At 65.2% G+C, this 23,244-nt stretch carries 20 protein-coding genes and 1 other RNA gene; 6 read left to right on the top strand and 15 right to left on the bottom strand.

What is annotated here, in order from left to right; genetic code table 11:
• Window positions 1–93: 93 nt before the first annotated feature.
• On the top strand, window positions 94–1,587 hold the full coding sequence (locus A5744_RS10605; RefSeq protein ID WP_076060755.1) for an NAD(P)-binding domain-containing protein: 1,494 nt from the start codon (window positions 94–96) through the stop codon (window positions 1,585–1,587).
• Here the strand turns inward: A5744_RS10605 and A5744_RS10600 are convergent.
• Window positions 1,554–1,961 carry a DUF4267 domain-containing protein gene (locus tag A5744_RS10600; RefSeq protein ID WP_076060754.1) on the bottom strand — a complete coding sequence of 136 codons (408 nt, stop codon included), beginning with the start codon at window positions 1,959–1,961 and terminating at the stop codon, window positions 1,554–1,556. The genes A5744_RS10605 and A5744_RS10600 overlap by 34 nt on opposite strands.
• A gap of 72 nt (window positions 1,962–2,033) precedes the next feature.
• Between A5744_RS10600 and A5744_RS10595 the strand changes: the two genes are divergently transcribed.
• Window positions 2,034–2,732 carry a TetR/AcrR family transcriptional regulator gene (locus A5744_RS10595; protein ID WP_083662986.1) on the top strand — a complete coding sequence of 233 codons (699 nt, stop codon included), beginning with the start codon at window positions 2,034–2,036 and terminating at the stop codon, window positions 2,730–2,732.
• Between the two features lie 24 nt (window positions 2,733–2,756).
• Complete coding sequence (locus tag A5744_RS10590) at window positions 2,757–3,404, top strand: DUF732 domain-containing protein (RefSeq protein WP_170874467.1); 648 nt, start codon at window positions 2,757–2,759, stop codon at window positions 3,402–3,404.
• Between the two features lie 37 nt (window positions 3,405–3,441).
• On the opposite strand, the gene A5744_RS10585 is transcribed toward A5744_RS10590, so the two are convergent.
• The 4 genes from A5744_RS10585 to A5744_RS10570 all read right to left on the bottom strand — a co-directional run bounded on the left by A5744_RS10585 (window position 3,442) and on the right by A5744_RS10570 (window position 10,122).
• Window positions 3,442–4,908: a phospholipase D-like domain-containing protein gene (locus A5744_RS10585; protein ID WP_170874466.1), complete on the bottom strand. Its 1,467-nt coding sequence runs from the start codon at window positions 4,906–4,908 to the stop codon at window positions 3,442–3,444.
• A 53-nt stretch (window positions 4,909–4,961) separates the two neighbouring features.
• Window positions 4,962–7,715, bottom strand: coding sequence for an ATP-binding cassette domain-containing protein (locus tag A5744_RS10580; RefSeq protein ID WP_083679265.1), 2,754 nt, complete (start codon window positions 7,713–7,715; stop codon window positions 4,962–4,964).
• A gap of 410 nt (window positions 7,716–8,125) precedes the next feature.
• Complete coding sequence (locus A5744_RS10575; RefSeq protein ID WP_076060746.1) at window positions 8,126–8,641, bottom strand: hypothetical protein; 516 nt, start codon at window positions 8,639–8,641, stop codon at window positions 8,126–8,128.
• Window positions 8,638–10,122 (bottom strand): serine/threonine-protein kinase, encoded by a 1,485-nt coding sequence (locus A5744_RS10570; RefSeq protein ID WP_076060745.1) that lies wholly within the window; start codon window positions 10,120–10,122, stop codon window positions 8,638–8,640. Before A5744_RS10570 ends, A5744_RS10575 begins: the two co-directional genes overlap by 4 nt.
• A gap of 87 nt (window positions 10,123–10,209) precedes the next feature.
• Here A5744_RS10570 and A5744_RS10565 point away from each other — a divergent pair, with 87 nt between their 5' ends.
• Window positions 10,210–10,959, top strand: a complete 750-nt coding sequence (locus A5744_RS10565; RefSeq protein ID WP_240563013.1) for a peptidoglycan recognition family protein — start codon at window positions 10,210–10,212, stop codon at window positions 10,957–10,959.
• A gap of 1 nt (window position 10,960) precedes the next feature.
• Entirely contained in the window at window positions 10,961–11,449 is a 489-nt protein-coding gene (locus tag A5744_RS10560) for a GAF domain-containing protein (protein ID WP_076060827.1), read from the top strand.
• Here A5744_RS10560 and A5744_RS10555 read toward each other — a convergent pair.
• Both A5744_RS10555 and A5744_RS10550 read right to left on the bottom strand, forming a co-directional pair.
• Window positions 11,403–12,740 carry an adenylate/guanylate cyclase domain-containing protein gene (locus A5744_RS10555; protein WP_076060743.1) on the bottom strand — a complete coding sequence of 446 codons (1,338 nt, stop codon included), beginning with the start codon at window positions 12,738–12,740 and terminating at the stop codon, window positions 11,403–11,405. The genes A5744_RS10560 and A5744_RS10555 overlap by 47 nt on opposite strands.
• Before the next feature lie 9 nt (window positions 12,741–12,749).
• Window positions 12,750–13,790 (bottom strand): aldose epimerase family protein, encoded by a 1,041-nt coding sequence (locus A5744_RS10550; RefSeq protein WP_240563012.1) that lies wholly within the window; start codon window positions 13,788–13,790, stop codon window positions 12,750–12,752.
• 998 nt (window positions 13,791–14,788) lie between these two features.
• On the opposite strand from A5744_RS10550, the gene A5744_RS10545 reads away from it, so the two are divergent.
• Window positions 14,789–16,561, top strand: a complete 1,773-nt coding sequence (locus tag A5744_RS10545) for a serine/threonine-protein kinase (RefSeq protein ID WP_076060741.1) — start codon at window positions 14,789–14,791, stop codon at window positions 16,559–16,561.
• 58 nt (window positions 16,562–16,619) lie between these two features.
• Here the strand turns inward: A5744_RS10545 and ssrA are convergent.
• The 8 genes from ssrA to ftsE form a co-directional block, all read right to left on the bottom strand.
• Window positions 16,620–16,987: a transfer-messenger RNA gene (gene ssrA, locus A5744_RS10540) on the bottom strand.
• Window positions 16,988–17,093: 106 nt separating this feature from the next.
• Window positions 17,094–17,939, bottom strand: a complete 846-nt coding sequence (locus A5744_RS10535; RefSeq protein WP_076060740.1) for a maleylpyruvate isomerase family mycothiol-dependent enzyme — start codon at window positions 17,937–17,939, stop codon at window positions 17,094–17,096.
• Window positions 17,940–17,957: 18 nt separating this feature from the next.
• Window positions 17,958–18,992, bottom strand: coding sequence for a tetratricopeptide repeat protein (locus tag A5744_RS10530; protein ID WP_076060738.1), 1,035 nt, complete (start codon window positions 18,990–18,992; stop codon window positions 17,958–17,960).
• Window positions 18,992–20,224, bottom strand: a complete 1,233-nt coding sequence (locus A5744_RS10525; protein WP_076060736.1) for an AAA family ATPase — start codon at window positions 20,222–20,224, stop codon at window positions 18,992–18,994. The genes A5744_RS10530 and A5744_RS10525 overlap by 1 nt, the downstream gene beginning before the upstream one ends.
• A 62-nt stretch (window positions 20,225–20,286) precedes the next feature.
• On the bottom strand, window positions 20,287–21,036 hold the full coding sequence (locus A5744_RS10520) for an EamA family transporter (RefSeq protein WP_170874465.1): 750 nt from the start codon (window positions 21,034–21,036) through the stop codon (window positions 20,287–20,289).
• Between the two features lie 92 nt (window positions 21,037–21,128).
• Window positions 21,129–21,638, bottom strand: coding sequence for an SsrA-binding protein SmpB (gene smpB, locus A5744_RS10515; protein WP_076060733.1), 510 nt, complete (start codon window positions 21,636–21,638; stop codon window positions 21,129–21,131).
• Between the two features lie 5 nt (window positions 21,639–21,643).
• Window positions 21,644–22,537 (bottom strand): permease-like cell division protein FtsX, encoded by an 894-nt coding sequence (ftsX, locus tag A5744_RS10510; RefSeq protein ID WP_076060732.1) that lies wholly within the window; start codon window positions 22,535–22,537, stop codon window positions 21,644–21,646.
• A complete protein-coding gene (ftsE, locus tag A5744_RS10505) occupies window positions 22,538–23,227 on the bottom strand; it encodes a cell division ATP-binding protein FtsE (protein WP_076060730.1) in 690 nt (229 codons plus the stop codon).
• Window positions 23,228–23,244: the final 17 nt, after the last annotated feature.

The raw sequence follows: 23,244 nt of genomic DNA, 5'->3' as shown, positions 1-23,244 counted from the left end.
CAGTCAACCGCATCGGGGCGCGTTTCATTCCGGCAGACCGCAGGTGCGCGAAAGTCATCGCGAAGCAGTTCGAGTCGTGGGACAGTTCCGGAGGTGACAAGGAGCCCGGAAAGCGTCGCCATCGTCGGTGCCGGACCCGGCGGGCTGATTGCGGCTCGATGGCTGCTGTCGCAAGGATTCGAACCCACGATCTTCGAGCAGGGGCCGTCGCTTGGTGGCCAGTGGACGGGCCTGGATGGTCGCAGCGGCGTATGGCCGGCCATGTACACCAACAGCAGTCGTACCGTGACGGCCTTCAGCGACCTCGAGCACGCGAACAACAACGTTTACCTGCCGAACCGCGAAATTCTCGACTACCTGCAGCGCTACGCGCAAACATTTGGGCTCACCTCGCGCATCCGGCTGGGCACTCGGGTCGAACTGATCAGTCGGGACGCAGCGAAGTGGCTCGTGCGTCACGCCGGCGGCGACGAGCCCTTTGACCGGGTAGTGGTGGCGAGCGGCAGGTTCCACACCCCGGCGATCCCACCCCTTCCAGGACTCGACAACTTCTCCGGCTCCCTGCGAGCCATCTCCAGCTACCACTATCGCGACGGCGGCGCGTATCGCGACAAGCGCGTCCTGGTGGCAGGCTGCGCGATCAGTGCCCTTGAGATCGCGGCGGAACTCACCCAACTCGGCGCACACGTCGTCGTCACCCAGCGGCGGCAGAGGTACGTCGCACCCAAGTTCGCCGCCGGCGTTCCCTCCGACCATCGCCTCTACACCCGATACGGAGTCCTGGCGAACGAGGCGCTTCCAGCGGCCGAGACGGAAAGGCAGCTTAAGGAGATCGTGATCGAGGCGGCGGGCAGCCCCGATCAGTACGGCGCGCCGGCGCCCGACCCGTCTTTGTTCGCCGCTGGTGTCACGCTCAACCAGCACTACCTTCCGCTCGTGGCAGAGGGCCGAATCACGGTGCGGCCATGGATGAAATCCGTGTCGGGCGCGACGGTCACTTTCCTCGACGAACATGCCGAGGAGTTCGACGCGATGGTGTTGGGCACCGGCTTCCATCTGTCGCTGCCGTTTCTCAGTGACGAAATCCGGGTCACCCTCGACCTCGACTCCCAGCACATGGACGCCGACCGCTACACCTTTCATCCCGACCTTCCGGGGCTGGCGTTTGTGGGCATGTGGGACCAGTCGGGCGGATACTTCGTGCCACTCGAACTGCAAGCCAGGTGGATCGCATACACGTGGGGCGGGACGATCCCGGCAAGCAGCGAGATCGACCAGCGGCTGGCGATCGATGCTTATCGCGCCACAAGGGGTTCGCCGCAGAAAACGCAAATGAACCTGGTGGCGATCACTTTCGCCCGGGCCGCCGGCGTCGAGCCGCGGCTGGATAACTGGCCGCAGCTGCGCCGCGGTCTGCTTTTCGGACCGCTGGCACCGAGTTGCTTTCGCCTCGAGGGCCCGGACGCACTGCCCGATGCGCCCGACACCTTCGCGCGCGAGGCCGCGGCTTTCGGCGCGATCACGTCGAACGAAATGACCGAGCGCGAAAGGTGTTACTGGTCGCTGATCGGCGACGCCGTTCGCTGACGCTTCGGTCTGCGACGGGTAGCGCCCCACAGTCCGACGCCGATGCCGATGACCGCGCCACCGAGGCCGATGAGCTGCTGGGGGCGCTTGAGTTCGTCGTGGACGCTTAGCCCGCCGATCAGGTCGGCCGCGTCGGCGCCACCGGAGGCGAGGAACCAGCCCCGGGTGTTCTTGCCACGCAGCGCCGCCGTCGCAAGCAGACCGCCGATCAGGGCGTCGCGATAGCCCATCGATCGCAGTAGCAGGCGCGCCGTCGGCGTCGGCTCTTCGCTATCACCCCACAGCCGGTTCGCACCCAGCGGGTCGACGAGGAAATGGACGCCCGAAGCGAGCCGGATGGTGCCCGCGACGAGCCCGGCACGGTCGATCGACATGGCCGCAGCCTAGCGCGACGGCAAACGAGGAAGGTGGGATCCGCGAATGGAGAGGATTACCTTTGGGTGTTGATGACGGATCAGGGGGACCCGCTCACTCGTCGGCATGGTTACGCGAGCCGTCCAGTCACGCGGCGGGGAAACAAGCTCGCCCCCGACCCCGATGTGCGTCGCGCCATCGTGGCCGCCGCGTCGAAAACCGTCCGCGAGCAGGGAGTCCAGGGGCTGAGCGTGGCGGCGGTCCTGGACCGCGCGCAGCTCAGCACTCGCGCGTTCTATCGGCATTTCGAATCAAAGAACCAGCTGGTTGCGGCGCTGTTTCTGGAGGTGACACGCGATGAGGTGCTGCGCCTGAGAACGAAAATGGCTGCGGCCTCCACCCCCGCCGCGGCGGTGGCCGCCTGGATCGAGGGTCGACTCGACCTCGCCTTCGACGAGAACATCGATTCGGAAGTGCGCCAGGTTGCCCTGGAGGCCCAGGCCGCGATGTCCTCTACGCCCGAGCTGGTGTCGCCCGCGTACAACGCGATTCTGGAGCCACTCATCGAGCAGCTTCAGCGCGGTCTGGAACTCGGCGTGTTTCGTGACATCCTTCCGGCGACGGCCGCGAAGTCGATTCACGGCGTCGTGTGGGGACACACTCACCGGCAGCGGGCAACGGGCCAGTGCGCGCGCGCCGACGTTCGCAACCGCGCGCTGCGATTCTGCCTGCGGGGATTGGGCGTGGCGCCCGACTCGATCACACAAATCGTTGCGGGTGGCGGCGCATAGCGGGCGATGGCTACCATGACCGTCATGGCCGAGCCGGGCCCGGCGGGCGATAAGACCGTCGGACTCAACAATGACGAGACCGTCGCCGTACCCAATTCCGCAGCGCCTGATGCGGCCGAGCTGGCGTGGTCAAGCAACGATGACGGCGACGGCGAAAGCGGCGGCGACGACCGTCGCGACGACGACGGACAACTCGGCCGGGCGGGCGACCGCCAATCATGGCGTGCCACTTGGCGTATCGCGGCTGCGCTCGTCGCGGCCGGTCTGGTTCTCGCTGGGGCGATCGTGTTCGGGCGTTCGCTGTTGACCGGCGATAACAAGGCTGCGCCGAAGCCGGCCGCACCGGCTACGCCGAAGGGCGGCGCGACTCCTGGGTCAACGGGTGCACCGCCGTCGGCCGGCCCCTCGTCGATCGTGTCCACCCCGGATCAGGACAACAAATACATTCAGGCGCTCAATGACCGAGGGATCTCATTCGCGAATCCCGACGCCGCCATCGCGAACGGCAAGCTGGTGTGCAGCGACATCGGCCGAGGGGTCTCGGTGCCGCAGATCACCGCGGCCTTTCGCGCCAGTAATCCGGGACTCGCCGACTCGGCCAACACCTATGTGACAATCTCGGTTCAGACCTACTGCCCCCAGAACAACAACCTGGTGGGCGGAGGCACCTGAAACGACTGCGCGCCAAGGTATTACGCCGATAGTTCGGTCAATCCCTGAATCCGGCGATGAACCGTTGCAGGCTCCGGGCCAGTGACCGCGGGACATGATCGGGGTCCATCAGGTCGTTCTCCGCCAGCGGACTCGCCTCACCGGCCACCGTCTCCTCGGTGACGGGTCGCAACGTCTTGCCGTCCCCCCGCAACGTCTCGATGGCCTTGACGAACGACCCGCACTCGACCACCGCGCTCTCGAGCTCGTCGACGGACACGCCGAGGTGTTCTGACACCAATTCATGCCGCACCGAAGTGATTTGGCGGCGGATGCCATCGTGGTGCGGATTATTCGATTCCGCCTCGATGGCGATGTCGCACTCGCTGTCGAAGCCCAGCGACCGGTTGTTGAGATTGGACGAGCCGATGCGCAGTAATCGATCGTCGATGATCAGCACCTTCGAGTGGACGTAAATCGGTTCACCGCCATCGGTTACCGGCCAATAGACACCCAATCGGCGATGCTCGTCGGCGGCCCACAGGATTTGAATGAGCCGGTGCCGCGCGCTGTCCATCGTTCCCCGCTCGAGGGGATTGTTGCCCCGGCGGGGAATGACGATGACGATCTCCGGGCCGTCGGCTTCGCTGAGTCGAGCGGCAAGCGCATCGACGAGCCGCCGGGCCGCAAGATATTGGTTCTCCAGATAGATGGTGTCGCGGGCCGCCGCGATGGCGGCAAGGTTGAGGGCCTCCACTTCCCGCACCTCGCGGCGGTCCTCGAGTTCCGGCAGCGTCCGCGCGATCCCGACGTCGACGTTGCGCAGAGTAACTTCCAGCCCGCGCGGCCAGGTGACGTGCTTCGGGTCGACTGGCTCCAACGACTGCCCCGTCGCGGTCAGCCACCGGGTCCGTGCCTGCTCAGCGAGCGCGCGGGCCGCCGCACCGTCAACCGCGGCGGCGACCTCGTGCCGCGGCCCATACCTGCGCCCCATCGTCCGACGGCCGCGACTGTGGTGCTGATGCGCACGTGTATCCCATCGGTCAAGGGTGAGGTCGACGCCGCCGCAGAACGCGACCGTATCGTCGATGACCACGATCTTCTGGTGATGGACGGCGCCGATCGGATGCGCGCCGTCGATGGCGAGATGCATCCGCTTGCTGCTGATCTGATTCAGCAGCGCCACCGGGGTGACGCCGAACCAGATGCCGTCAAAGGCCGGGAGCAGGCGCAGGTTGGACTTCAGCACGTAGATGTCAAGTGCCGGTCGCTTCCGCAGCATCCAATACAGGAAGGCGCCCAGCTGGTTGGGGCCGGGAAGCGTCTTGGCGCCTCGCTCGAACGTCGTCCGGGCGTCGAAATCCCACCCGGCCAGGACTATTCGGTGGTGGGCGCGCAGCATCGCAGCCTTGACGTGCCTGAAGTAATCGGCCCCGTCGATGATGTAGGCGAACTGATCGGCGCGCTCAATCCGCCAGCACGTCTCGCCCGGAGCTAGCAATCGATCGTCGCCCACCGCGGACATAGCGCGTGTCTACCACATTGGCGGCCTGGTCAGGCGCTGAGTACCTCTGGCCTTCAGACGCCCAGCACCAGCCCCGCCGTCAAGGCGGCCGCACACACCGCCGTGACGATCGAGAGTGCCACCCAGTCGGCCCGTTTCGGCCGCGATGGGCCCGCCGAGATCTGGCCCGTGCCGCCACGGGCGGTGATGGCGTCGCCCATCTCGTCGGCACGCCGCAGCGTCACGGTGATGACCGCGACGACCAGGTCGATCACGTCTGCCGCCAGTTGCCGGACGCGGGCCCCGCGGGTTCGCGGTGTTTGTCTGGGCCGCAACCGGCGAGCGGCGTAGAGCACGCGGAACTCGTTTATCAGCATCGGGAAGGTACGCAGTGCGAGCCCCAATGCCACCGCCCAATCGTCGACCGGGATCCGCAACGGTCGCAGCCGGCGACCCAGAGTGGCGACCGCCGGCGCGATTTCGGCGACATTGGTCGTCCACGACACCAGCGCGCCCAGGCCGAGCAACACGACCGAGAGCGCCGTCAAGCGCAGGAAATCCAACAGGCCGCCGGCCGTCGCCGCGGTGGCGCCGACGACGACCAGCAGGATCGGAAGCCAGCGCGGCAGCGACGGCAGCGCGCCTCTGGGAATGCGTGCTACCCGGGCTCCCGCGAGCACCAGCGCGCCGACAAGTCCGATCGCTACCCAACCCGGGTTGATGGTCAGCAACACCGAAATGGCGCCAACGGCAAGCAGTTTGGTGCCAGCCCACAAGTCGTGCATCGCGGAGCGTCCAGGCACCGGGCGCAGCAGCACAACGGGGCGCCTTTGGCGGCTGGTCGGCTTGGCCGGCGGGGCGGCCGTCTCGTGGGTCCTCCGCGCATGCGGCGACGCCGATTCCAGCCGACCGTCGCGCAGCTGCAGGGTGCGCGGGCACAGTTCCTCCAGCCCGCCGAAGTCGTGCGAGATGACCACCACGGTCAGGCCGGTCTCACGCCGCCGATCCGCGAGCAGCCGCACCAGTCCGCGCTGGCTGGCCGCGTCGAGGCCCGCCAGTGGCTCGTCGAGGATCAATACCCGTGGCGACCGGGCCAGCAATCCAGCTAGCACCACTCGGCGCATCTGGCCGCCGCTGAGTTGGTCAATACGCCGCTTCGCCAGGGCGGCGTCCAGGCCGACGGCCGCCAGTGCCTCGATTACCCGGTCGTGATCGTCGGGCGAAAAGCCCGCTGCCGCAGCAACTTCGAGGTCGACACGGCTGCGCATCAATTGCAGGCGGGCGGCCTGAAATTGAAGCGCGACCGCGCCGACCTGTTCGGCGGCGGGGCGTTCGTTGACCAGGCACGTGCCGGTGGTCGGCACCGTCAACCCGGCCATGATCCAAGCCAGTGTCGACTTGCCCGAGCCGTTGTCGCCGTGGATCAGCAGCCCGTCGCCCTCGTGGACCGCGAAGCTGATATCGCGCAGCGCAGTCTGTGCCCACGGGGTGCCACTGCCGTATTCGTGGCTGACACCGTTGAGTTCGAGCACCGGCGCGTTTGGTCGGTGTACGACGGCGGCTGTCGGCGCGGGCGCTCTTGCGGCTTCGACCATTGCGGTGTTGTCCGCCGAGTCGCTGAGGTCGATCGTGCGGTCGGCGTGCTCGGCTTCGTTGTCGTAGTGGGTGATGTGCACAAGGGCAGTTCGGTGACGGTCGGTGAGTCCGGATAACACGGCGAGCAGTGCGTCGCGGCCGCGCTGGTCGACCATGCTGGTGACCTCGTCGGCGATGAGCAGCGCGGGCTCTCGCGCCAGCGCCGCGGCCACGGCCAAGCGCTGCAGTTCACCGCCGGACAGGCCGCCGGTGTCGCGTTCGGCGAGGCCGGCCAACCCGACCTCACGGAGCAACCGTTCGATATCAATGCTCTTGCCGGGCGGCAATCCCCAGACCACGTCGTCGGCTACGCGCGTGCCGAGCACCTGGCTTTCCGGGTGTTGCATGACGACGGCAGTGCCACCGAGTTGACCGAGGCCCACCGCGCCGGGGCGGTCAACGGTGCCCGATGTCGGTTCGCGGCCGGCCAGGATCAGCATCAGTGTGGTTTTTCCCGAACCATTGGCACCGGTGACGGCCACGTGTTCGCCCGCCCGCACGTCCAGGCTGACCGGGCGCAGCGCATCGCGGTCGGTGTGCGGGTAGCGAAGGCGCACCCCGTCCAGTCGCACCGGGATGGGCTCGATCGACCCGGAGTCGATCGGCGCATCCAGTTTGTGCACATCGGGAATTCCCCTGAGGCGCACCAGCACTCGTGACAACGCCCACCAACCGATCAATGAGGCACCCATGATCGCAATGACGGCGTACCCGACGACGAGCCACTGCCAGTACTGCAGCGCGTCGGCGGAGAAATGCTTAAGGTCCTGCGCGACCGCCTGCAGGTGCGGCACGCGCGAGATCGCCGTCGCGACTCCGTCGGCGGTGGCGGTGATGGTGTGGAATATCAGCTGACGAAGCCGCACCAGGAAGGTCAACCCGATGACCACCGTGGCGCCGACGGCAACACCGGCGACGACGGACGTTGCGAGCACGGTCGGCGTTCCCCGACGGCGGCGTTTCACGATTCCGGCCAGTCCGCCGACATAGGCACACAGGGCGACCGCCCCGAACCCGCTCATGCCGACGACCAGGAAGCCGATCACACTGGCCGCGACGGTCGCGGTGATCAGAACGCGGATCCGGTAGCGGTAGCTCAGCAGGCCCATTGGCACGGTGCCCAGCAGTCCCAACGCGCCCGCGTGCGGGAGGATGACCGCAATGATCGCGATCGCGGCGCACAGGGCGCCCATCACCGCGGCGTGCGCCAACTCGGCGGGTTGCAGCGACCGAGCCGGCACACGTCCGCTCGTCGGTTGCGTGTGACAGTCGTCGGTGTCATCCGGAACAGGTGTCCAAACCAGTTGCCGCGTCACCTAATCGAGACCTCGACGCGTGCGCCTGGTGGGCGAAAAGTTGCTGTAAACATGGGAGCGCCAGCGTATGGATAGACTGCTGAGAAGCCGCTGAGAAGGGTTTAGAGGCCGCTGGCCTGGATGTCTCTTACGAGAGTTGCGCCCGAAAAAGGGGGCATACTGGCGCTGCTTCGATTCCGCGCTCGGGTTGGATCTTCTCAAAACTTGGCGCGAATGCACCCGCCCGGCGCTCGCAACGATCTCGTGTTTCGTTGTTCATCCCTTGGTGGGCAGCTCCGTGCGTCGATCTATTGCGGGTCGAATTTGGCGATGAGCCAGGTTCCGTTCACCTTGACAAGACCTACCCGCACTGAGCTTGTCGCGATTGACGGCGACGGTTTCTCCTTCGTGGTGGTCGATTGGTTTACGAAGACAAGTATCGAGGCATTCTGGCTGGCAAGGGATTCGACGCCGGCGCGGAGAACGGTGGCAGACGTAGTGACGCGCTTTTCCCGAGCGGCTGGCATGACAACCTGAGTTGAGAATTGCTTGTAGTAGGCGAGGAAGTCGCCGGTGAGCATCGCTTCGGCAGCGCTGAAGTCTTGTTCAAGTGTGTCTGGCGAATAGCTCAACAATTTCACCGTACCGGTACTTGCCGCCTGTGTTGCGTTCTGACGATCGGCGGGTTGGTCAGCGACGGGAGGCAGTTGGCGGCTTTTGACCTGCATCTGCCACCCGCCCACGGCTGCGGCACTCACGGTCGAGACGGCGAGTGCAACCACGAGCAACCACCATCCGACGCGCAGTAGCCCGGCGCGGGTCATTGCACGAAGTCCACTCGTGACACCTTGTACGTGTCGCCGGCTTTTTCGACTTGCACGTCTAATCGCCAACTTCTTGGATCTTGCGATGCGCCAGCGTTATTAGTGACCTTGGATGTCGCGGCTATCAGAACGTGCGCCGTCGTGCCATTGATGGAGTCCAGGCCGGCGCTGTTAACGGTTCCTTGGGTTGACACGTTTGAATTCACGAGCGTCTGCCTGAAGTCGGATCTTCTATTAGCGAAGTCATCGTGGAAAGACCCGGTTGATCCGTCGAGGATCCGCTGGATGTCGCTATCAGCCGATTGAGCACTGATACTCGTGAACCACACCGTGAACTGTTTGGCGTAGTCGACGTACGGCTGCCACTGCGGCGCGGCGGTGGAAGGCTGCGGGTCCGGGCGTAGAACCTGCGTGACCGCGAAGCCTGCGGCACCGAACAGCAATACCGCCAAGATCATTGGTACGACCGTGGCTGCACGCAGCGCGGGCCGTTGCGGCGAAGGAACATGCATCGTTCGGTGATATGAGGACGGCATCGCTGGCTGAGTGATCGGCGCCTGGCCCGCTGGCCCGCCCACAGCAGACACTCTTTCGAGCGGCCGAATGTTGCTGGGAAGGTTCGCATCTGGATAAGGGGCCGCGCCGGCGATGCACGCTCTGAGCGCATGCGCGAAGTCAAGGCATCGTGGGTAGCGTTCTGAAGGGTTCTTCGCGAGGGCTTTCGACAACACCGGGTCTAGCCGCGCCAGCTCTGGGCGCCGCTCTGCTAGCCGCGGCGGGGGCGCATTGAGGTGCCTGCTAATGACGACTGCAGGGTTGGAATGCTGAAATGGAGGCGCACCGGCTAGGAGGTGGAAAGCAGTGGCGGCCAACGCATATTCGTCAGCTCGCCCGTCTATCGACTCGCCCATCAATTGCTCGGGCGCCGCATATGCAACCGAGCCGACTGTCATGTTGGTCGCAGTCAGGCCGCTGATGTCATCGGTTCGCCGGGCAATACCGAAGTCAGCCAAAAGGATTCGGTGCCGTTCCACCTCAGACCCTGTGAGCAGGATGTTCGCCGGTTTGACGTCGCGATGCAGTAGCTTGCGCTGGTGCGCATAGTCGAGCGCATCAGCGACGGCAGTGACAATCTCGGTCGCGTACCATTCGGGGAGGCCGTCTGGGTAGTGCTGCCGTTGCAGTCGCCCAGCGTCGGTCCCGTCCACGTAATCCATGGTGATCCACAGCTGGCCTTCGAACTCGCCGCGGTCGTGAAGGCCCACGATGTGCGGATGCCACAGCGCGGCCGCCAGGTCAGCTTCGCGGTTGAATCGCTGCCGGAACTCGCCGTCCTCGGTTAGTGCCGCAGGAAGGATTTTCAGCGCGTCCAGCCGCGGCAGCCTGGGATGATGGGCCAAATAAACCTCCCCCATCCCACCGGCCCCCAGCAGTCGCTGAATGGTATAGCCAGCGAAAATCGCACCGTTCGCCAGTGCCATGCGCCGAATCCTAGTAACTGCTCCCAAGGAACGTATGCGGACCGTGGATATTTCCTGACAAGCGACTCTGGCGCGATCCTCCTCCGTATGGTGAAGACGATGTGTGGGCCACCGCCCGGCCGGCCCGATGAGCGACCGGATTTCGTCAGCCGCCGCCAGCTGCTTGGGCTGGCCGGCAGCGTCGGCGTGGCGTCCATGGTCGGCGCCTGCTCGAGTTCTACGCGGTCGAGCGTCAAGCTGACCGCTTCCACTTCAGCACCGTTGCTATGCCGAGACGCCTGGGGTGCGCGCCCGGCCCACCCGGGGGGCAAGCGCCAGACGATCACCCGCATGACCCTCCACCACGAGGCCGTGGTCCTTGGCGACAACCGCAACGCCCCGGGCCACCTCAGACAGGATCAGCGCTATCACCAAGACCAGCACGGCTGGATCGACATCGCTTATCACGTCGGCGTCGACCGTAATGGCAACATCTATGAACTCCGGAGCACTGAGCTAGCGGGCGACACCGCAACGGACTACGACACGACGGGCCATTTCCTGGTCCTCTGCGAAGGGGACTTCGACCAGGAGGCCGTGTCTGAGGCCCAGCTGCGCGGAGCCGCTCTGGCATTCGCCTGGGCCGCGCGGACATTTGGCATCGCAACCAACACACTGGCGGGCCACCGGGATCTTGCCCAGACATCTTGCCCGGGCGCGAGCCTGTATGCCCACCTCACATCGGGTGACCTCAAGCGCCGCATCGACGATCTGCTGGCCGCGGGCGGAGTGGACCTCCAGCGCTTCTGCGGACCCGACGCTGCCGCACGAGTCGCGGCTATCGAAGCGGGGAACTGACCTGGTCGCCGTCTACCGCGCGCCGATGCGATCGCGCGACGACGCCGTCGAGCCGCAAGCCACCATCGACCGCGCTCGCCGGCTCGGCGTGTGTGGGTTCGGGCAACGCGTAAGTCGGCAGGCCGATGAGGAGCGCCTTGTCCGTCGGGTCGCCCGATTCGCGGAGCTCGACGACGGCTCGTTCGTGTGGACCCGCGACACCGACGGGTGGTTCTGGTTGGGCCGCATCTGCGGGCCGTACCTCTACGACGCCGACAAGACCGCGGCGGCAGTGGATTTGGTGCACGTACGCCCCTGCGACTGGCTGTCCGTTCCGTTATTGGAGCCGGATGTGCCGGCCGCCGTCGTTGCCACATTCCGTCGGGGCGGACGGAACTTTCAGGAACTCCATCACCCATCGATCGACGTTGAGACACAAACGATTTGGGATTCGCAGCCAAATATCAACCCTCGACGGCGAACAGCCCCCACTCGCCCGCCACACCCTTGAGGGTGTGCTCGCCGCGAGCGGCAAAGCTGAGGCCCGACCCGGCGACCAGGTCGACGACGATGCGCGAGACGAGCACCTCGCCCGCCCGGGCCGCTGCTGCCACACGTGCCGCGATGTGGACGGCGATGCCGCTGATGTCGTCGTCGCGCAGCTCGACCTCGCCGGTGTGCACGCCCGCCCGCACCTCGAGACCCAGGCTCCGCAAAATGTCGCGGATCGCCATGGCGCACCGGATCGCGCGGGCCGGTCCATCGAACCGGGCGAGGAAGCCGTCGCCCGTCGTGTTGACCTCACGGCCACCGAAGCGCTCGAGCTGGCGCCGCACCTGGGCGTCGTGCCTACCGAGCAGCTCCTTCCATCGCTCGTCGCCGAGCTCGACCGCTCGCTTCGTGGAGTCGACGATGTCGGTAAACAGCACGGTGGCCAGGACGCGCTCGACCGCGGGAACCGGACGGACGCCGGTGAGGAACTCCTCGACCTCGTCGAGCAAGGCGTCGGCGTCGCCCGTGAAGAACAGGTGGTCAGTGCCGTCGAGCTCGACGAACTTAGACCCGGGGATGCGGTCGGCGAGGTAGCGTCCCATCTCGAGCCTCACCATCCGGTCGTCCCGCCGGTGGAGCACGAGCGTCGGCACCTGGATCGCGGGCAACACGTCGCGGATGTCCAGTTGCGGATAGAGCGCGAAGATGTTGCGGACGATGCCCGGGCTGGCGGCGACGCGCTGCAGCCGCGCCCACCACCCCCGCAGGGCGGTGTCGCCCCGACGACTCGGGGCCCACGCACCCAGTCCGACGCCTTCACCCCAGCCCTTGGCGCTTAGCTCGATCAACGCCGACAGCTGCTCCTCGGTCACACCGAGCGGGTAGTCGGGCGCTTGGAGCAGGCGGGAGAACGTGCCGTAGAGGGCGAGCGCCTTGACGCGCTCGGGATGGCTGGCCGTCATCAGCATCGCCATCGTGCCGCCCTCCGAAATGCCCACGAGGTCGGCACTTTCACATCCGGCCGCGTCCATGACAGCGCGCATATCGTCGACGGACTGTTCCAACGTCGGCGCATGCGTTGTCGGATCAGAGAGGCCGGTCCCCCGTTTATCGAAGATCACGACGCGCCGGAAGGACGCGAGCCGTGAGTAGAAGTGGGCGACCGACGGCTCCTCCCACATGATGTCGAGGTGCGAGATGAAGCCGGGCGCGACGACGAGGTCGGGCCCCTCGCCGATCACCGAGAACGCGATGTTCAGGCCGCCGCTCTTGGCATAGTGGATGTCCGGGGCCCTGCCCGCGACGTTCATGGTCGAACCTTACGCCGTGCTGAAGGCAAAAACCGTTGTCGAATCGTAGGCCTGGCCAGGGTTGAGCGTCGTGGTCGGGAAGTTCGGCTGATTTGGCGAATCCGGGTAGTGCTGGGTCTCCATCGTGAATCCCGCGCCCTGCCGGTAGATATGCCCGCTGGTGCCCGTGAACGCCCCGCCGATGAAATTGGACGTGTAGAACTGCACCCCGGGCTCGGTAGTGGAGACAGTCAACGTGCGCCCTGTCTGCGGATCCTCGGCCTTGGCTGCCTCCACCAGCCCCGCGCTGTTGCCGCGGTTGATCACCCAGTTGTGGTCGTAACCCTGGGCCAGCAACAGCTGCGGGTCATTCGCACTGATATGCGCGCCGATCGCGGTGGGCGATGTGAAATCGAACGGTGTGCCCTGCACCGAGGCAATCTGCCCGGTCGGGATCTGTGTCGAATCGGTTGGCAGGTAGTGGTCGGCGCGAATGGTGACCTTCTGGTCGTAGACGTCGAGCGTGTCCTCACCCGCCAGGTTGAAATAGCTGTGATTGGTCAGGTTGATCACGGTCGGCGCATCGGTGGTCGCGTGGTAGTCGATGCGCAATTCGTTTTTCTGGTTCACGGTGTAGGTGACGGTTGTCGTCAGCGTGCCGGGATAGCCCATTTCTCCTGCGGGACTGACATATTGGAGCTTCAGGCCCACGCTGTCGCTACCGTTCTGCTGGCTGGCTTGCCACACCTTCGTGTCAAAACCCGCGCTGCCACCGTGCAGGCTGTTGCCGTTGTTGTTGATCGGCAGGCGATACTCGTTGCCGTTCAACGAGAAAGCTCCCTTGGCGATCCGGTTGCCGTAGCGGCCGATGATCGCACCGAAATACGTTTTGGCGGATCCGGTGTTGTTCAGGTAGCCGTCCAGCGTCGGAAAGCCGAGCACCACATTGCCGTTGCGCCCGGTGCGGTCGGGGACCTCGATCGACTGAATGATGCCGCCGTAGTTCAGGACCCGCACACGCATGCCGTGCCCGCTGATGAGCGTGTAGCGGTTTACGGGTGTCCCGCTCACCTGACCGAAGGGCTCGCTGGTGATCGATGGCGGCCCGGCGGGTGTAGTGGTGTGAGTCGCCTTGCTACATGCCGCCAGCCCCGCGGCGATGGCGATCAGTGGAAGCAATCTTTTGCCGCGCATGGACGCTCTCGCACTTGGCCACCTCATGCAGGACGTCGTCAGCTCGCGCTGTCCGGAACCTCCGGGCTCGTGGGACTCGTCGGGGTCGTGGGACTCGTCGGGGTCACAGAACTCGTCGGGGTCACAGAACTCGTCGGGGTCGCAGAACTCGTCGGGGTCACAGAACTCGTCGGGGTCGCAGAACTCGTCGGAGTCGCAGAACGCGTTGGGCTCACGGGGGTCGTAGGCCGCACAGGGGTCGTCGGACCTGTTGGGCTCGTGGGACTCGCGGGCGGGGGACTCGCGGGCGCGGGACTCGCAAGGCCGGGGCCTTCGCCACACCAGTCCGCCACATCTTTCGGGTACTGCTCAAGCGGTGGAGGACAACGCTGCCCCGGCGGGAAATTGGCGCCGGCGTTGAGCAGATCGCACGGCACGTAGACCTGCTTGCCCGTGGGGGTGTTGGTCAGACACTTCGTCGGCGGTTGGCCATGCGCCTCGACGGGAACGATGGCCGCCACCATCAGTGCGCCGAGCACCCACGCAAGATGGCGATAGGTCATGAGAGCTCCTCGTGATGCGGTCTCGGGCGTGCACGACGTGACATTGCCGTCGTATGACGATTAAAGCCGCTCACCCTAGGCATAATCCAACCCACAAGTCTCTTGACGTTGAGCACAGCACATTCTCAGTGGAGCTGCCGGGAATCGAACCGGACGCTTTATCAGGCAAAATGGCTTGCGAGCTGCCTGTTCGTTACGTTTCGGCCCGATTCAGCACCCCTTGTTATCTGCGGTTTCGCTCTCCCGTCTTGACCGCGTCAAGGGCCCCACTCGGGTCCTAGTGCTCGTTGGCCGAATTCGCTTCTCGGCGACGCCGGTTTGTAGGCTTCGGACATGCCGTTCAACAACGGTGAGGTCTTCGCTGGCTACGTTATTCAGCGCTTGCTCGGCACTGGTGGTATGGGTGAGGTTTACCTCGCCCAGCATCCTCGTCTGCCTCGTCACGACGCGCTGAAGATCTTGTCGTTGGCCTCAACACGCGACGAGGAGTTTCGCGCGAGATTCAATCGCGAGGCCGAATTGGCTGCGACGCTGTGGCACCCACATATCGTCGGCGTTCTCGATCGTGGTGAGTTCAACGGCCGGCTCTGGATCTCGATGGACTACGTGGACGGGACCGACGCTGGGCGACTGCAACGGCAGCACTACCCAGACGGCCTCCCCGAATGGTACGCGACCGAGATTGTCACTGCCGTCGCTGATGCGCTCGACTATGCGCACCAGCGCAAGCTACTGCATCGCGACGTCAAACCGGCGAACATCCTGCTCACAGGGTCTGAGGTGGAACGGCACCGAATCCTTTTGGCTGACTTCGGTATTGCCCGGCGAACCGATGACATCAGCGGCCTGACTGCGACCAACATAGACATAGGTACTAACAGTTACGTGGCCCCTGAGCAACTTTTGGGCAAGCCGCTTGACGGCCGAGCGGATCAATATGCGTTGGCTGCCACGACCTTTCACCTACTAACCGGCGCCCCACCCTTTCAAGACTCAAATCGCGCCGTGGTGCTAAGCCACCATCTCAGTGCGCCACCACCGCGGATCTCAGAGCGCCGACCCGATCTCGCGCATCTGGACGCCGTGCTGATCAGGGCGCTGGCAAAGGATCCGGAACAGCGATACCCGACCTGCGTCGATTTCGCCCGGGCCCTCACGCAGCAGGCTCCCGGCCGCGCCGGATACCCGGGCTCGGGCGAACGCCCACCCACGCAGCGTCTCGAGCGTTTGGTCATCACTGGGACAGCGCGCGGCGTACAGCAAGGCGTGGTGGGTGCCCAGGACCAGGTCGGGATGTTGTCGTTCCATTTGATCCCGTATGAACCACCAGACAACGGGCCTGCGAATGTTCCGGTCGAAATTGAAACTGATCTCGTGGCGGGCCAGCTCGCCGATGGGGATGAGGTCGAGGTCAGCGGCGTCTGGGACGGCGACATCCTCGATGCCGACAAGATCGTCAACCTTTCAGCCGTAGCCCGTCCGAAGCAACGCTGGTCCGCGGCCCGCACCCAACCGCCGCGAGAAAAGGCATCGGAAGCAGCGAAAAGCAGAAAGGGGTGGATCGCCGCACTCGTCGCCGCTGCCGCTGTGATCCTGTTGACCGCGGGTGCGGTGATGTGGTTCACCGACGGCTTCGGCCATTGGACTCGTCCCGGCCCCATCGTCAGGCCAGCGAGCGCAACGGTGTTTTCACCCGACGGTGCCCCCGACAATCCGCAGAAGGCCAATTTGGCAATTGACGGGAACCCAAACACGGCGTGGTCCACCGTGACCTATAGGGACGCCGACCCTTTCCCGAAATTCATCGAAGGAATGGGTCTGTTGCTACACCTGTCAGAACCGACCGCGCTGAGCGCCGTGACGATCGACGTATCCAGCACGGGAACCCAGGTGCAGATTCGCTCGTCACCCACCGATGCCCCAGCCAAATTGGCCGACACCGTCGAGCTGACACCAACCACGTCACTGCAATCGGGGCACAACCGCATAGAAGTGCATAACCAGACCAAGACGTCCAACGTGTTGGTGTGGATCTCCACCTTGGGCAGCACCCACGGCGAGAGCCGGATGGAAATCTCCGAGATCACCCTGCAGGCGGCTGCGTGAGGTTGTCGTACTGATGGGCGACCGCCGTAATGACCGCATCCGGCGGCCAGCGGCTATTCAGTGGAGCTGCCGGGAATCGAACCCGGGTCCTACGGCATTCCCTCAAGGCTTCTCCGTGCGCAGTTCGCTATGCCTCTACTCGGATCTCCTGGTCACGCGAACCAGCCAGGATGACGATCCCAGTCGCTGTGTATGTCCCGATGAGTCCCGCGACCGGACTCACCGGTGGATCCCTCTAGCTGACGCCAGGGTCCGGGCCGAGGGCGTTCCCGGTCTGACGGACTAGCTGTCGCTTAGGCAGCGAGAGCGTAGTCGCGCTGATGTGAATCGGCGCTTATATATTTGCAGCGACGCTTACGGTGGTCTCTTGCCTGCACCGGCACGCTTCCCTTGATTCGATGCGCGAAGTCGAAACCGTTCAGCCCCTTGTCTATGCGTTCTTCGCTCATCCCCGCCGACTTTCGGCAGGACAATCCATGGTACGCCGTGTTCAACCAGCGGCAACGGAATTATCTTCCGTTGCAGGCTGCGGTCAGATCACAAAGTTCAGGTGCTCGACGACCTGCGTGGCCACGTCTTTATCGCCGTCGAGTTCGATGTCCTGGCTGCGGGCGGGGCTCATCGGGCGCCCGCCCGAAAGCCTGGTGAACTGCAGCCCGTCCATCCGGATCGTCGCCGTCGGTTCCTGGCCGCCGAAGCCGTCGACCACCTGAGCGCGACCGTCCACGCTGACGTGGATGTTGCGGGCCACCGGGCCGGTCAGCTCGAACAGAATGCGTGACCCTTCGGGCGCTTTGGCGAGCTTGCCCACCACGTATCCCATGGTCGCCGCGACCTCGTCGAGGGAAAGCTGCGACGCGGCCCCGTCGAGCTCGTTGTCGGATGGTGGCCGCGACAGCGCCTCGCGCATGTCCTGCTCGTGCATCCAGCAGTCGAACACCCGCACCCGCATGAATCGCCCGTAGCTCTCGGGGCCCACCGGAGTCGCGGTGACCGCGTTCCACTCCTCGTCCGAGAGGCTGATCAGCGCCTTGCGCCGCTCGTTAGTGATGTCCCTGAACCGGGCCAGCACCTCGACGCCGGGTTCACCGCTGAGATGACGTACCCAGCACTCGTTCATCGCTCCGATGTCGTTGCGCACGTGGTCGAGCGCGGACACGTCGACGTCGGGTTGCGGAGGCGCGATGCCGGCCAGGAACGACTCGGTTCCGATGATGTGCGACACCAGGGCCTTGACGTCCCACGCGGGCAGCGGACTGGCCGCGCACCAGCCGCTCTCGGGCAACCCTTCCAGCAGCGCGGCGATGTCGTCCCAGACGGCGAACAGACCGGACAGGACATCGGATTTATCGAGCTCGGTGAGGGGACGAGTGGCCATGGTCGGATCGTAGGCCGACTACCTCCCAATAAAGGAGCCGACCCGAAAAAGCACGAGGCCGCAGATCGCCAGCATGCCACCGACGGCAATCAACACCGCGGGCCACGGAAAGATGGTAATCCAGGCGCCGGTCACGACGGCCAGCAGCGCGTGCACGAGTCGCAGCGTGGCAAAGAACTGCTGCCGCAGGACGGATGCGAGCACCTGACGCGGGATGGTCCGCCCCAACCGTCCCAGGACGGCGATCAGCACCCCGGTGATCAGCCCGGCGAACACTCGGATCGTCGTCGTCGAGTGGCCTTCGCTGTACAACCCGGCGGCCACGGCGACGAGGACACTGAGAATCGTCGCCGCGACCGTCACGAACCTGAGCACCCTGCGCAGGACCACCCCGATGTTCCTGCGGGCGAGATCCCCGTACGCCGGGTCGATGCCGGCCGCGCCCAGAAACCCAAGCAGGGCGGTCGCGAACCTGCCGCGCTGCACCCGATTGACCGCCATGTTGTTGAGCGCCTCGGCGTTGTCCGGTTCCAAGGCCAACGCCTGCCGATAGGCCGCGTCCGATTCCGGAATCCGGCGCAGATCGTGCAGGACGGAGCCGCGCAGCACCAGTCCGTCGACGTTCGTGGGGTCAAGCCGGAGCGCCTCATCCACTGCAAGTAACGCCGAGGAGTATTGGCGCGACTTCTGCAGGAGTCGCGCGTAAAGGCGGTGCGCCGTCGGTTCGTTCGGATGCGCGAGCACGGTCCGCCACGCCATCCACAATCCTTCGTACCCGCGGCCCAGGCCATCGAGCGACAGCGCGTACATGCGCATGGCCATCTCGTCCTGCGGGGCCACCGACAAGGCGGCGTAGGCGCTCGACGCTGCGCCGGGATAGTTGTCGAGCATGTATTCCGCCCGGGCGTAGCGCGCTAACAGGACCGGATCGTTCGGGTGTTGTGACAACGCTTGCCGCAGCACGTCGCGGGCTCGCTCGTAGTTCTTGCTGTCGATGTACGCGTCGGTGACGTGAACGACTTGGTCCGGTCGGACCAGGCCGGACTCGGGCATTACCGAATTTTCCTGCGCCGCAGGAACTTCGCCAGTTCGTCGTAGGTGCCGTCGTTGTTGGCGAATTCGACGATGTTGCGGGCGGTGTCGAACCACGGCCCCGTGCTGGGCCGGATCTGCGCGGCGGCGGCGTTGACGTCGGCCATGGTCACCGGGCGAACCTGTCCGGCACGCATCGAATCGGCCATCGCCAATTGCGTTGCGCTGTCGCAGATGTGGGCGAGGTCGGCGCCGGAATAGCCCTCGGTTCGGCTCGCGATCGACGCAAGGTCGATCCCCGCCACCGGCCGGTCTCTCAGGTGAAAGCGGGCAATGCCGGCCCTGGCTTCGGCATCGGGCAGCGGGACGAAAACCATCCGGTCAAATCGTCCCGGCCGCCGCAGCGCGGGATCGACGTCCCACGGGGCGTTGGTCGCGCCGAGCACATAGACGCCGTCGTTGGTGGAAGTGGCCGAGTCCATTTCCTCCAGCATGGTGTTGACTACCGTGCGCAGGCCGGAGCTGCCGGCCAACCCGGACCGCCGGTGTCCTAGCGCATCCACCTCGTCGAAGAACAGCACGCAGGGGGCGTTGCGCCGGGCGGTCTCGAAGATCGAGTGGATGCTGCGTTCGGAGTCGCCGAACCAATGGTGCAGGACCTCGGCGATGCCCACCTGGTAGAAGTTCGCGCTCATCTCACCCGAGATGGCCTTCGCGATATATGTCTTGCCGCATCCCGGTGGCCCGTAGAGCAGCAGGCCTCCGCGCGCCGAGATCTTGTAGGCCTTCATCAGCTCGGGGTTGCGGATCGGGCCCAGCAGGGAAAGTTCGATCTGTTGCTTGACGTCGGCCATGCCCGCGACGTCGGCCAGCCGCACCCGGCTGCGCTCCAGGACGTCGAAGTCGCCCTCGTCGACGACATCGGCAGGCGCCTCGACAAAGGCCGGCTCGATAATGTCCGCGACTTCCTTTTCTGCGGTGGGCCAATCGAAGCTGTCTTTGGGAGCGGGTGGCTCGGCGGGTGCTCCCGCCAGCGCCGCGCTGCACCGCTGCAACAGGCTCAGCGCGGTCGCATTGCCCGCATCGCGGGTCAGCGCCGCACTGCAATGGTTCAGCGCCTCGGCATAGCGCCCCTTGTCTGCTAGCAGGCCAGCCAGATGCAGCCGCAACTCGACGACGTCGGGGCTGCGTTCCACCGCGTCGGACAACTCCCGGATCACCGGGTCCTCGGTATCAAACGCGCCTAATGCCATCTCCCGACACGACGTCCGCTGCTGTCGGGATCATGGTAAAGGGGTGAAGCACGGACCGGGATTCAGCTTGCGGCGATCATCGCCACCGAGCCCATGGCCAACACCATGCCGACCCCCTGGCAGCGGCTCAGCCGCTCGCGCAGCACCACCATGGCCAGCACGACCGTCGCCGCCGGGTACAGCGAGATCAGGATGCTGGCCAACGACAGCAGCCAGGTGTGCAGCGCGAGCAGCATCGTGATGTTGGCGCAGATGTCCAGCAGGGCGACACCCAGGGCCAGCTTCAGCGGCTGCCCGCCCGGCAATCGCAGATTCTTGCTGATCGCAGCCATGGCGAACACCACCGCGGTGGCCGACACCCGGGCGAACAACAGTGGCCAGAGCTTGGACTCCTGGGGCGCCTGATGGAGGAACACCAGGTTCAGCCCCATCGCGGATCCCGCGAGGAGCGTGAGCCAGCCCACCTTCGGGGTGAACCGATACGGCGTGATGCCGTCGACAGCGGTTTCGCGGCTGACCAGCAACACCGCGACCAGGGCCAGTACGACGCCCAGCGATGCCGCCTGGCCTGGCCGCTCCCCCAGGGCTACACCGACCGCAACGGGCACTGCCGCATTGAGCACGGCCGCCAGCGGCGAGACCACCGAGATCGGCCCGGCCGCCAGCGCGGCGAACAACGCCCACACGCCGAACGCCATGCCGATGCCGTACAGACAGCCCCACACGACCGCGCCCGTCTGGATTGGTCCGCCCACGGCGATGGCCAGCGCGGCGGTCAACACTGTCTCGATCGGGTAGGCCACGAGCATCACTCGCAGCGCAGCTACCCGTCGAGCGGCTACTCCGCCCACGAAATCGCTGACGCCGTAGGTAACGGCCGACAGCTGGGCGTAAGCCGCCCCGATCAGTTGATGCCCTTGGCTCGCCGGCCCAGCTCGCGATGCACTTCGCGTTGCGCGTCGCGGCGGGCCAAATCCTGGCGCTTGTCGTACGCTCGCTTGCCACGTGCAAGCGCGAGCTCGACCTTGACCTTTCCTTCGGAGAAATACAGAGACACCGGCACGAGGGCGAGGTTACCATCACGTATCTTGCCGACCAGCCTGTCGATTTGTTGCCTATGTAACAACAACTTTCGATTGCGGCGTGGGTCATGGTTGGTCCAGCTACCATGCTCGTACTCGGGAATGTGCAAGTTGCGCAACCACACTTCGCCGTCGTCGACGGTTGCGAACGCATCGGCCAGCGACGCGTGGCCCTCCCGAAGGCTCTTCACCTCGGTGCCCTGCAAAGCCACTCCGGCCTCGAAAAGTTCGATGATCGAATAGTTGTGTCGCGCTTTGCGATTGGTGGCCACAATCTGTTTGCTGCCACGCTTGCCGCCCGCGGCCTTGTCCCGGCCGGAGTTATTGGCCACAGCTACTACCGCCGCACGTAGAGCCGCAACGTCGCGTAGGCGGTCAGGCCGGCCATCGACACGCCGAGCAAAAACAGAATCGGCGAGATGTAAAGGATGTCGGCGTAGTCGACCCGTGCGATCAAATTGGCTTGGTAGAACTGGTTTAGCGCGTTGTCGAGGAAGAACGCGCGCACCACGATCAAGCCGAGGATCGCGATGCCCACACCGACGGCCGCGGCGACCATCGCCTCCACCAAGAAGGGCAGCTGGGTATACCAGCGGCTGGCCCCGACCAGTCGCATGATCCCGATCTCGGTGCGCCGGGTATACGCCGCCACCTGAACCATGTTGGCAATCAACAGAATCGCGCCGACGGCCTGCACCAGGGCGACGGCGAAGGCGGCGTTGCTCAATCCGTCCAGGACAGCGAACAGCCGGTCGATCAGATCCTTCTGGTTGAGCACCGAGAGCACGCCGGGCTGGCCCTGCATCGCGGTGTCAAAGTCCTTGTGCTGCTCGGGGTTTTCCAGCTTGACGATGAACGACGCTGGGAAGGAATCCTTTCCCGCAACGTCCTTGTACTGCGGGAATTTCCGGATGGCGTCGTCGTACGCGTCCTGGCGATTGAGGAATCGCACGGACTTGACGTCCTGGCGCTTCTCGATCGTCTCCCGCAGCGCCTTGCACGGGTTGGCTCCGCAGCCCGGGTCGTTGGCGGAGACGTCTTCGGTGAGGAAGACCTGCGTTTCGACGCGGTCGAGGTAGATGGCACGCGAGTGGTCGGCCAGCAGGACGACCAAGAGGCCACCGCCGAACAGGCCGATCGAGATGGCCGTCGTCAGGATCATCGCGACCGTCATGGTGACATTGCGACGAAGACCGGTCAGGACCTCGTTGAGCAGGAAACCGAAGCGCACTTAGCGATCCATTCCGTAGATGCCGCGCTGTTCGTCGCGAACCAGCCTGCCCAACGACAGCTCGACGACGCGCTGCCGCATCGAATCGACGATGTGGTGGTCGTGCGTCGCCATCAGCACCGTCGTCCCGGTGCGGTTGATCCGCTCCAACAAATCCATGATGTCCTTGCTGGTGTCCGGGTCGAGGTTGCCGGTGGGCTCGTCGGCCAGCAGCACCAGCGGCCGGTTGACGAACGCGCGGGCAATCGCGACCCGTTGCTGCTCGCCGCCGGACAACTCGTGCGGCAGCCGGTTGGCCTTGCCGGACAGGCCGACCGTCTCGAGCACCTCGGGCACCACCCGATTGATCGCGTCCCTGCGTTTGCCGATGACTTCCAGCGCGAAAGCGACGTTTTCGAACACCGTCTTTTGCTGAAGCAGCCGGAAGTCCTGGAAGACGCAGCCGAGCACCTGCCGCAGCTTCGGCACGTGCCGGCCCGGCATCTTGTTGACGTGGAACTTCGAGACCCGGATGTCGCCGGTATTGGGCGTCTCCTCGGCCAGCAGCAGCCGCATGAACGTCGATTTGCCCGAACCCGACGGGCCGATCAGGAAGACGAATTCACCCTTGTCGATTTTGACGTTGATGTCGTCCAACGCCGGGCGGGCCGACGCTTTGTACTTCTTGCTGACATGGTCCAGGGTGATCATCACGGCACGCCAGTGTA

The sequence above is a fragment of the Mycobacterium sp. IS-1264 genome (genome assembly GCF_001954195.1).
GTDB lineage: Bacteria > Actinomycetota > Actinomycetes > Mycobacteriales > Mycobacteriaceae > Mycobacterium.
This window is presented reverse-complemented; position numbering and strand designations above follow the sequence as displayed.

What these genes read in the sequence shown, in the direction of transcription:
- A5744_RS10580 (WP_083679265.1), bottom strand. Translation starts at nt 7,715, where the DNA reads ATGGGCGCCCTGTGCGCCGCGATCGCGATCATTGCGGTCATCCTCCCG.
- A5744_RS10600 (WP_076060754.1), bottom strand. Translation starts at nt 1,961, where the DNA reads ATGTCGATCGACCGTGCCGGGCTCGTCGCGGGCACCATCCGGCTCGCT.
- A5744_RS10595 (WP_083662986.1), top strand. Translation starts at nt 2,034, where the DNA reads ATGACGGATCAGGGGGACCCGCTCACTCGTCGGCATGGTTACGCGAGC.
- A5744_RS10590 (WP_170874467.1), top strand. Translation starts at nt 2,757, where the DNA reads ATGGCCGAGCCGGGCCCGGCGGGCGATAAGACCGTCGGACTCAACAAT.
- A5744_RS10535 (WP_076060740.1), bottom strand. Translation starts at nt 17,939, where the DNA reads ATGGCCACTCGTCCCCTCACCGAGCTCGATAAATCCGATGTCCTGTCC.
- A5744_RS10525 (WP_076060736.1), bottom strand. Translation starts at nt 20,224, where the DNA reads ATGGCATTAGGCGCGTTTGATACCGAGGACCCGGTGATCCGGGAGTTG.
- A5744_RS10585 (WP_170874466.1), bottom strand. Translation starts at nt 4,908, where the DNA reads ATGTCCGCGGTGGGCGACGATCGATTGCTAGCTCCGGGCGAGACGTGC.
- ftsE (WP_076060730.1), bottom strand. Translation starts at nt 23,227, where the DNA reads ATGATCACCCTGGACCATGTCAGCAAGAAGTACAAAGCGTCGGCCCGC.
- A5744_RS10555 (WP_076060743.1), bottom strand. Translation starts at nt 12,740, where the DNA reads ATGAACGTCGCGGGCAGGGCCCCGGACATCCACTATGCCAAGAGCGGC.
- A5744_RS10570 (WP_076060745.1), bottom strand. Translation starts at nt 10,122, where the DNA reads ATGGCACTGGCGAACGGTGCGATTTTCGCTGGCTATACCATTCAGCGA.
- A5744_RS10530 (WP_076060738.1), bottom strand. Translation starts at nt 18,992, where the DNA reads ATGCCCGAGTCCGGCCTGGTCCGACCGGACCAAGTCGTTCACGTCACC.
- A5744_RS10545 (WP_076060741.1), top strand. Translation starts at nt 14,789, where the DNA reads ATGCCGTTCAACAACGGTGAGGTCTTCGCTGGCTACGTTATTCAGCGC.
- A5744_RS10575 (WP_076060746.1), bottom strand. Translation starts at nt 8,641, where the DNA reads ATGACCCGCGCCGGGCTACTGCGCGTCGGATGGTGGTTGCTCGTGGTT.
- A5744_RS10565 (WP_240563013.1), top strand. Translation starts at nt 10,210, where the DNA reads ATGGTGAAGACGATGTGTGGGCCACCGCCCGGCCGGCCCGATGAGCGA.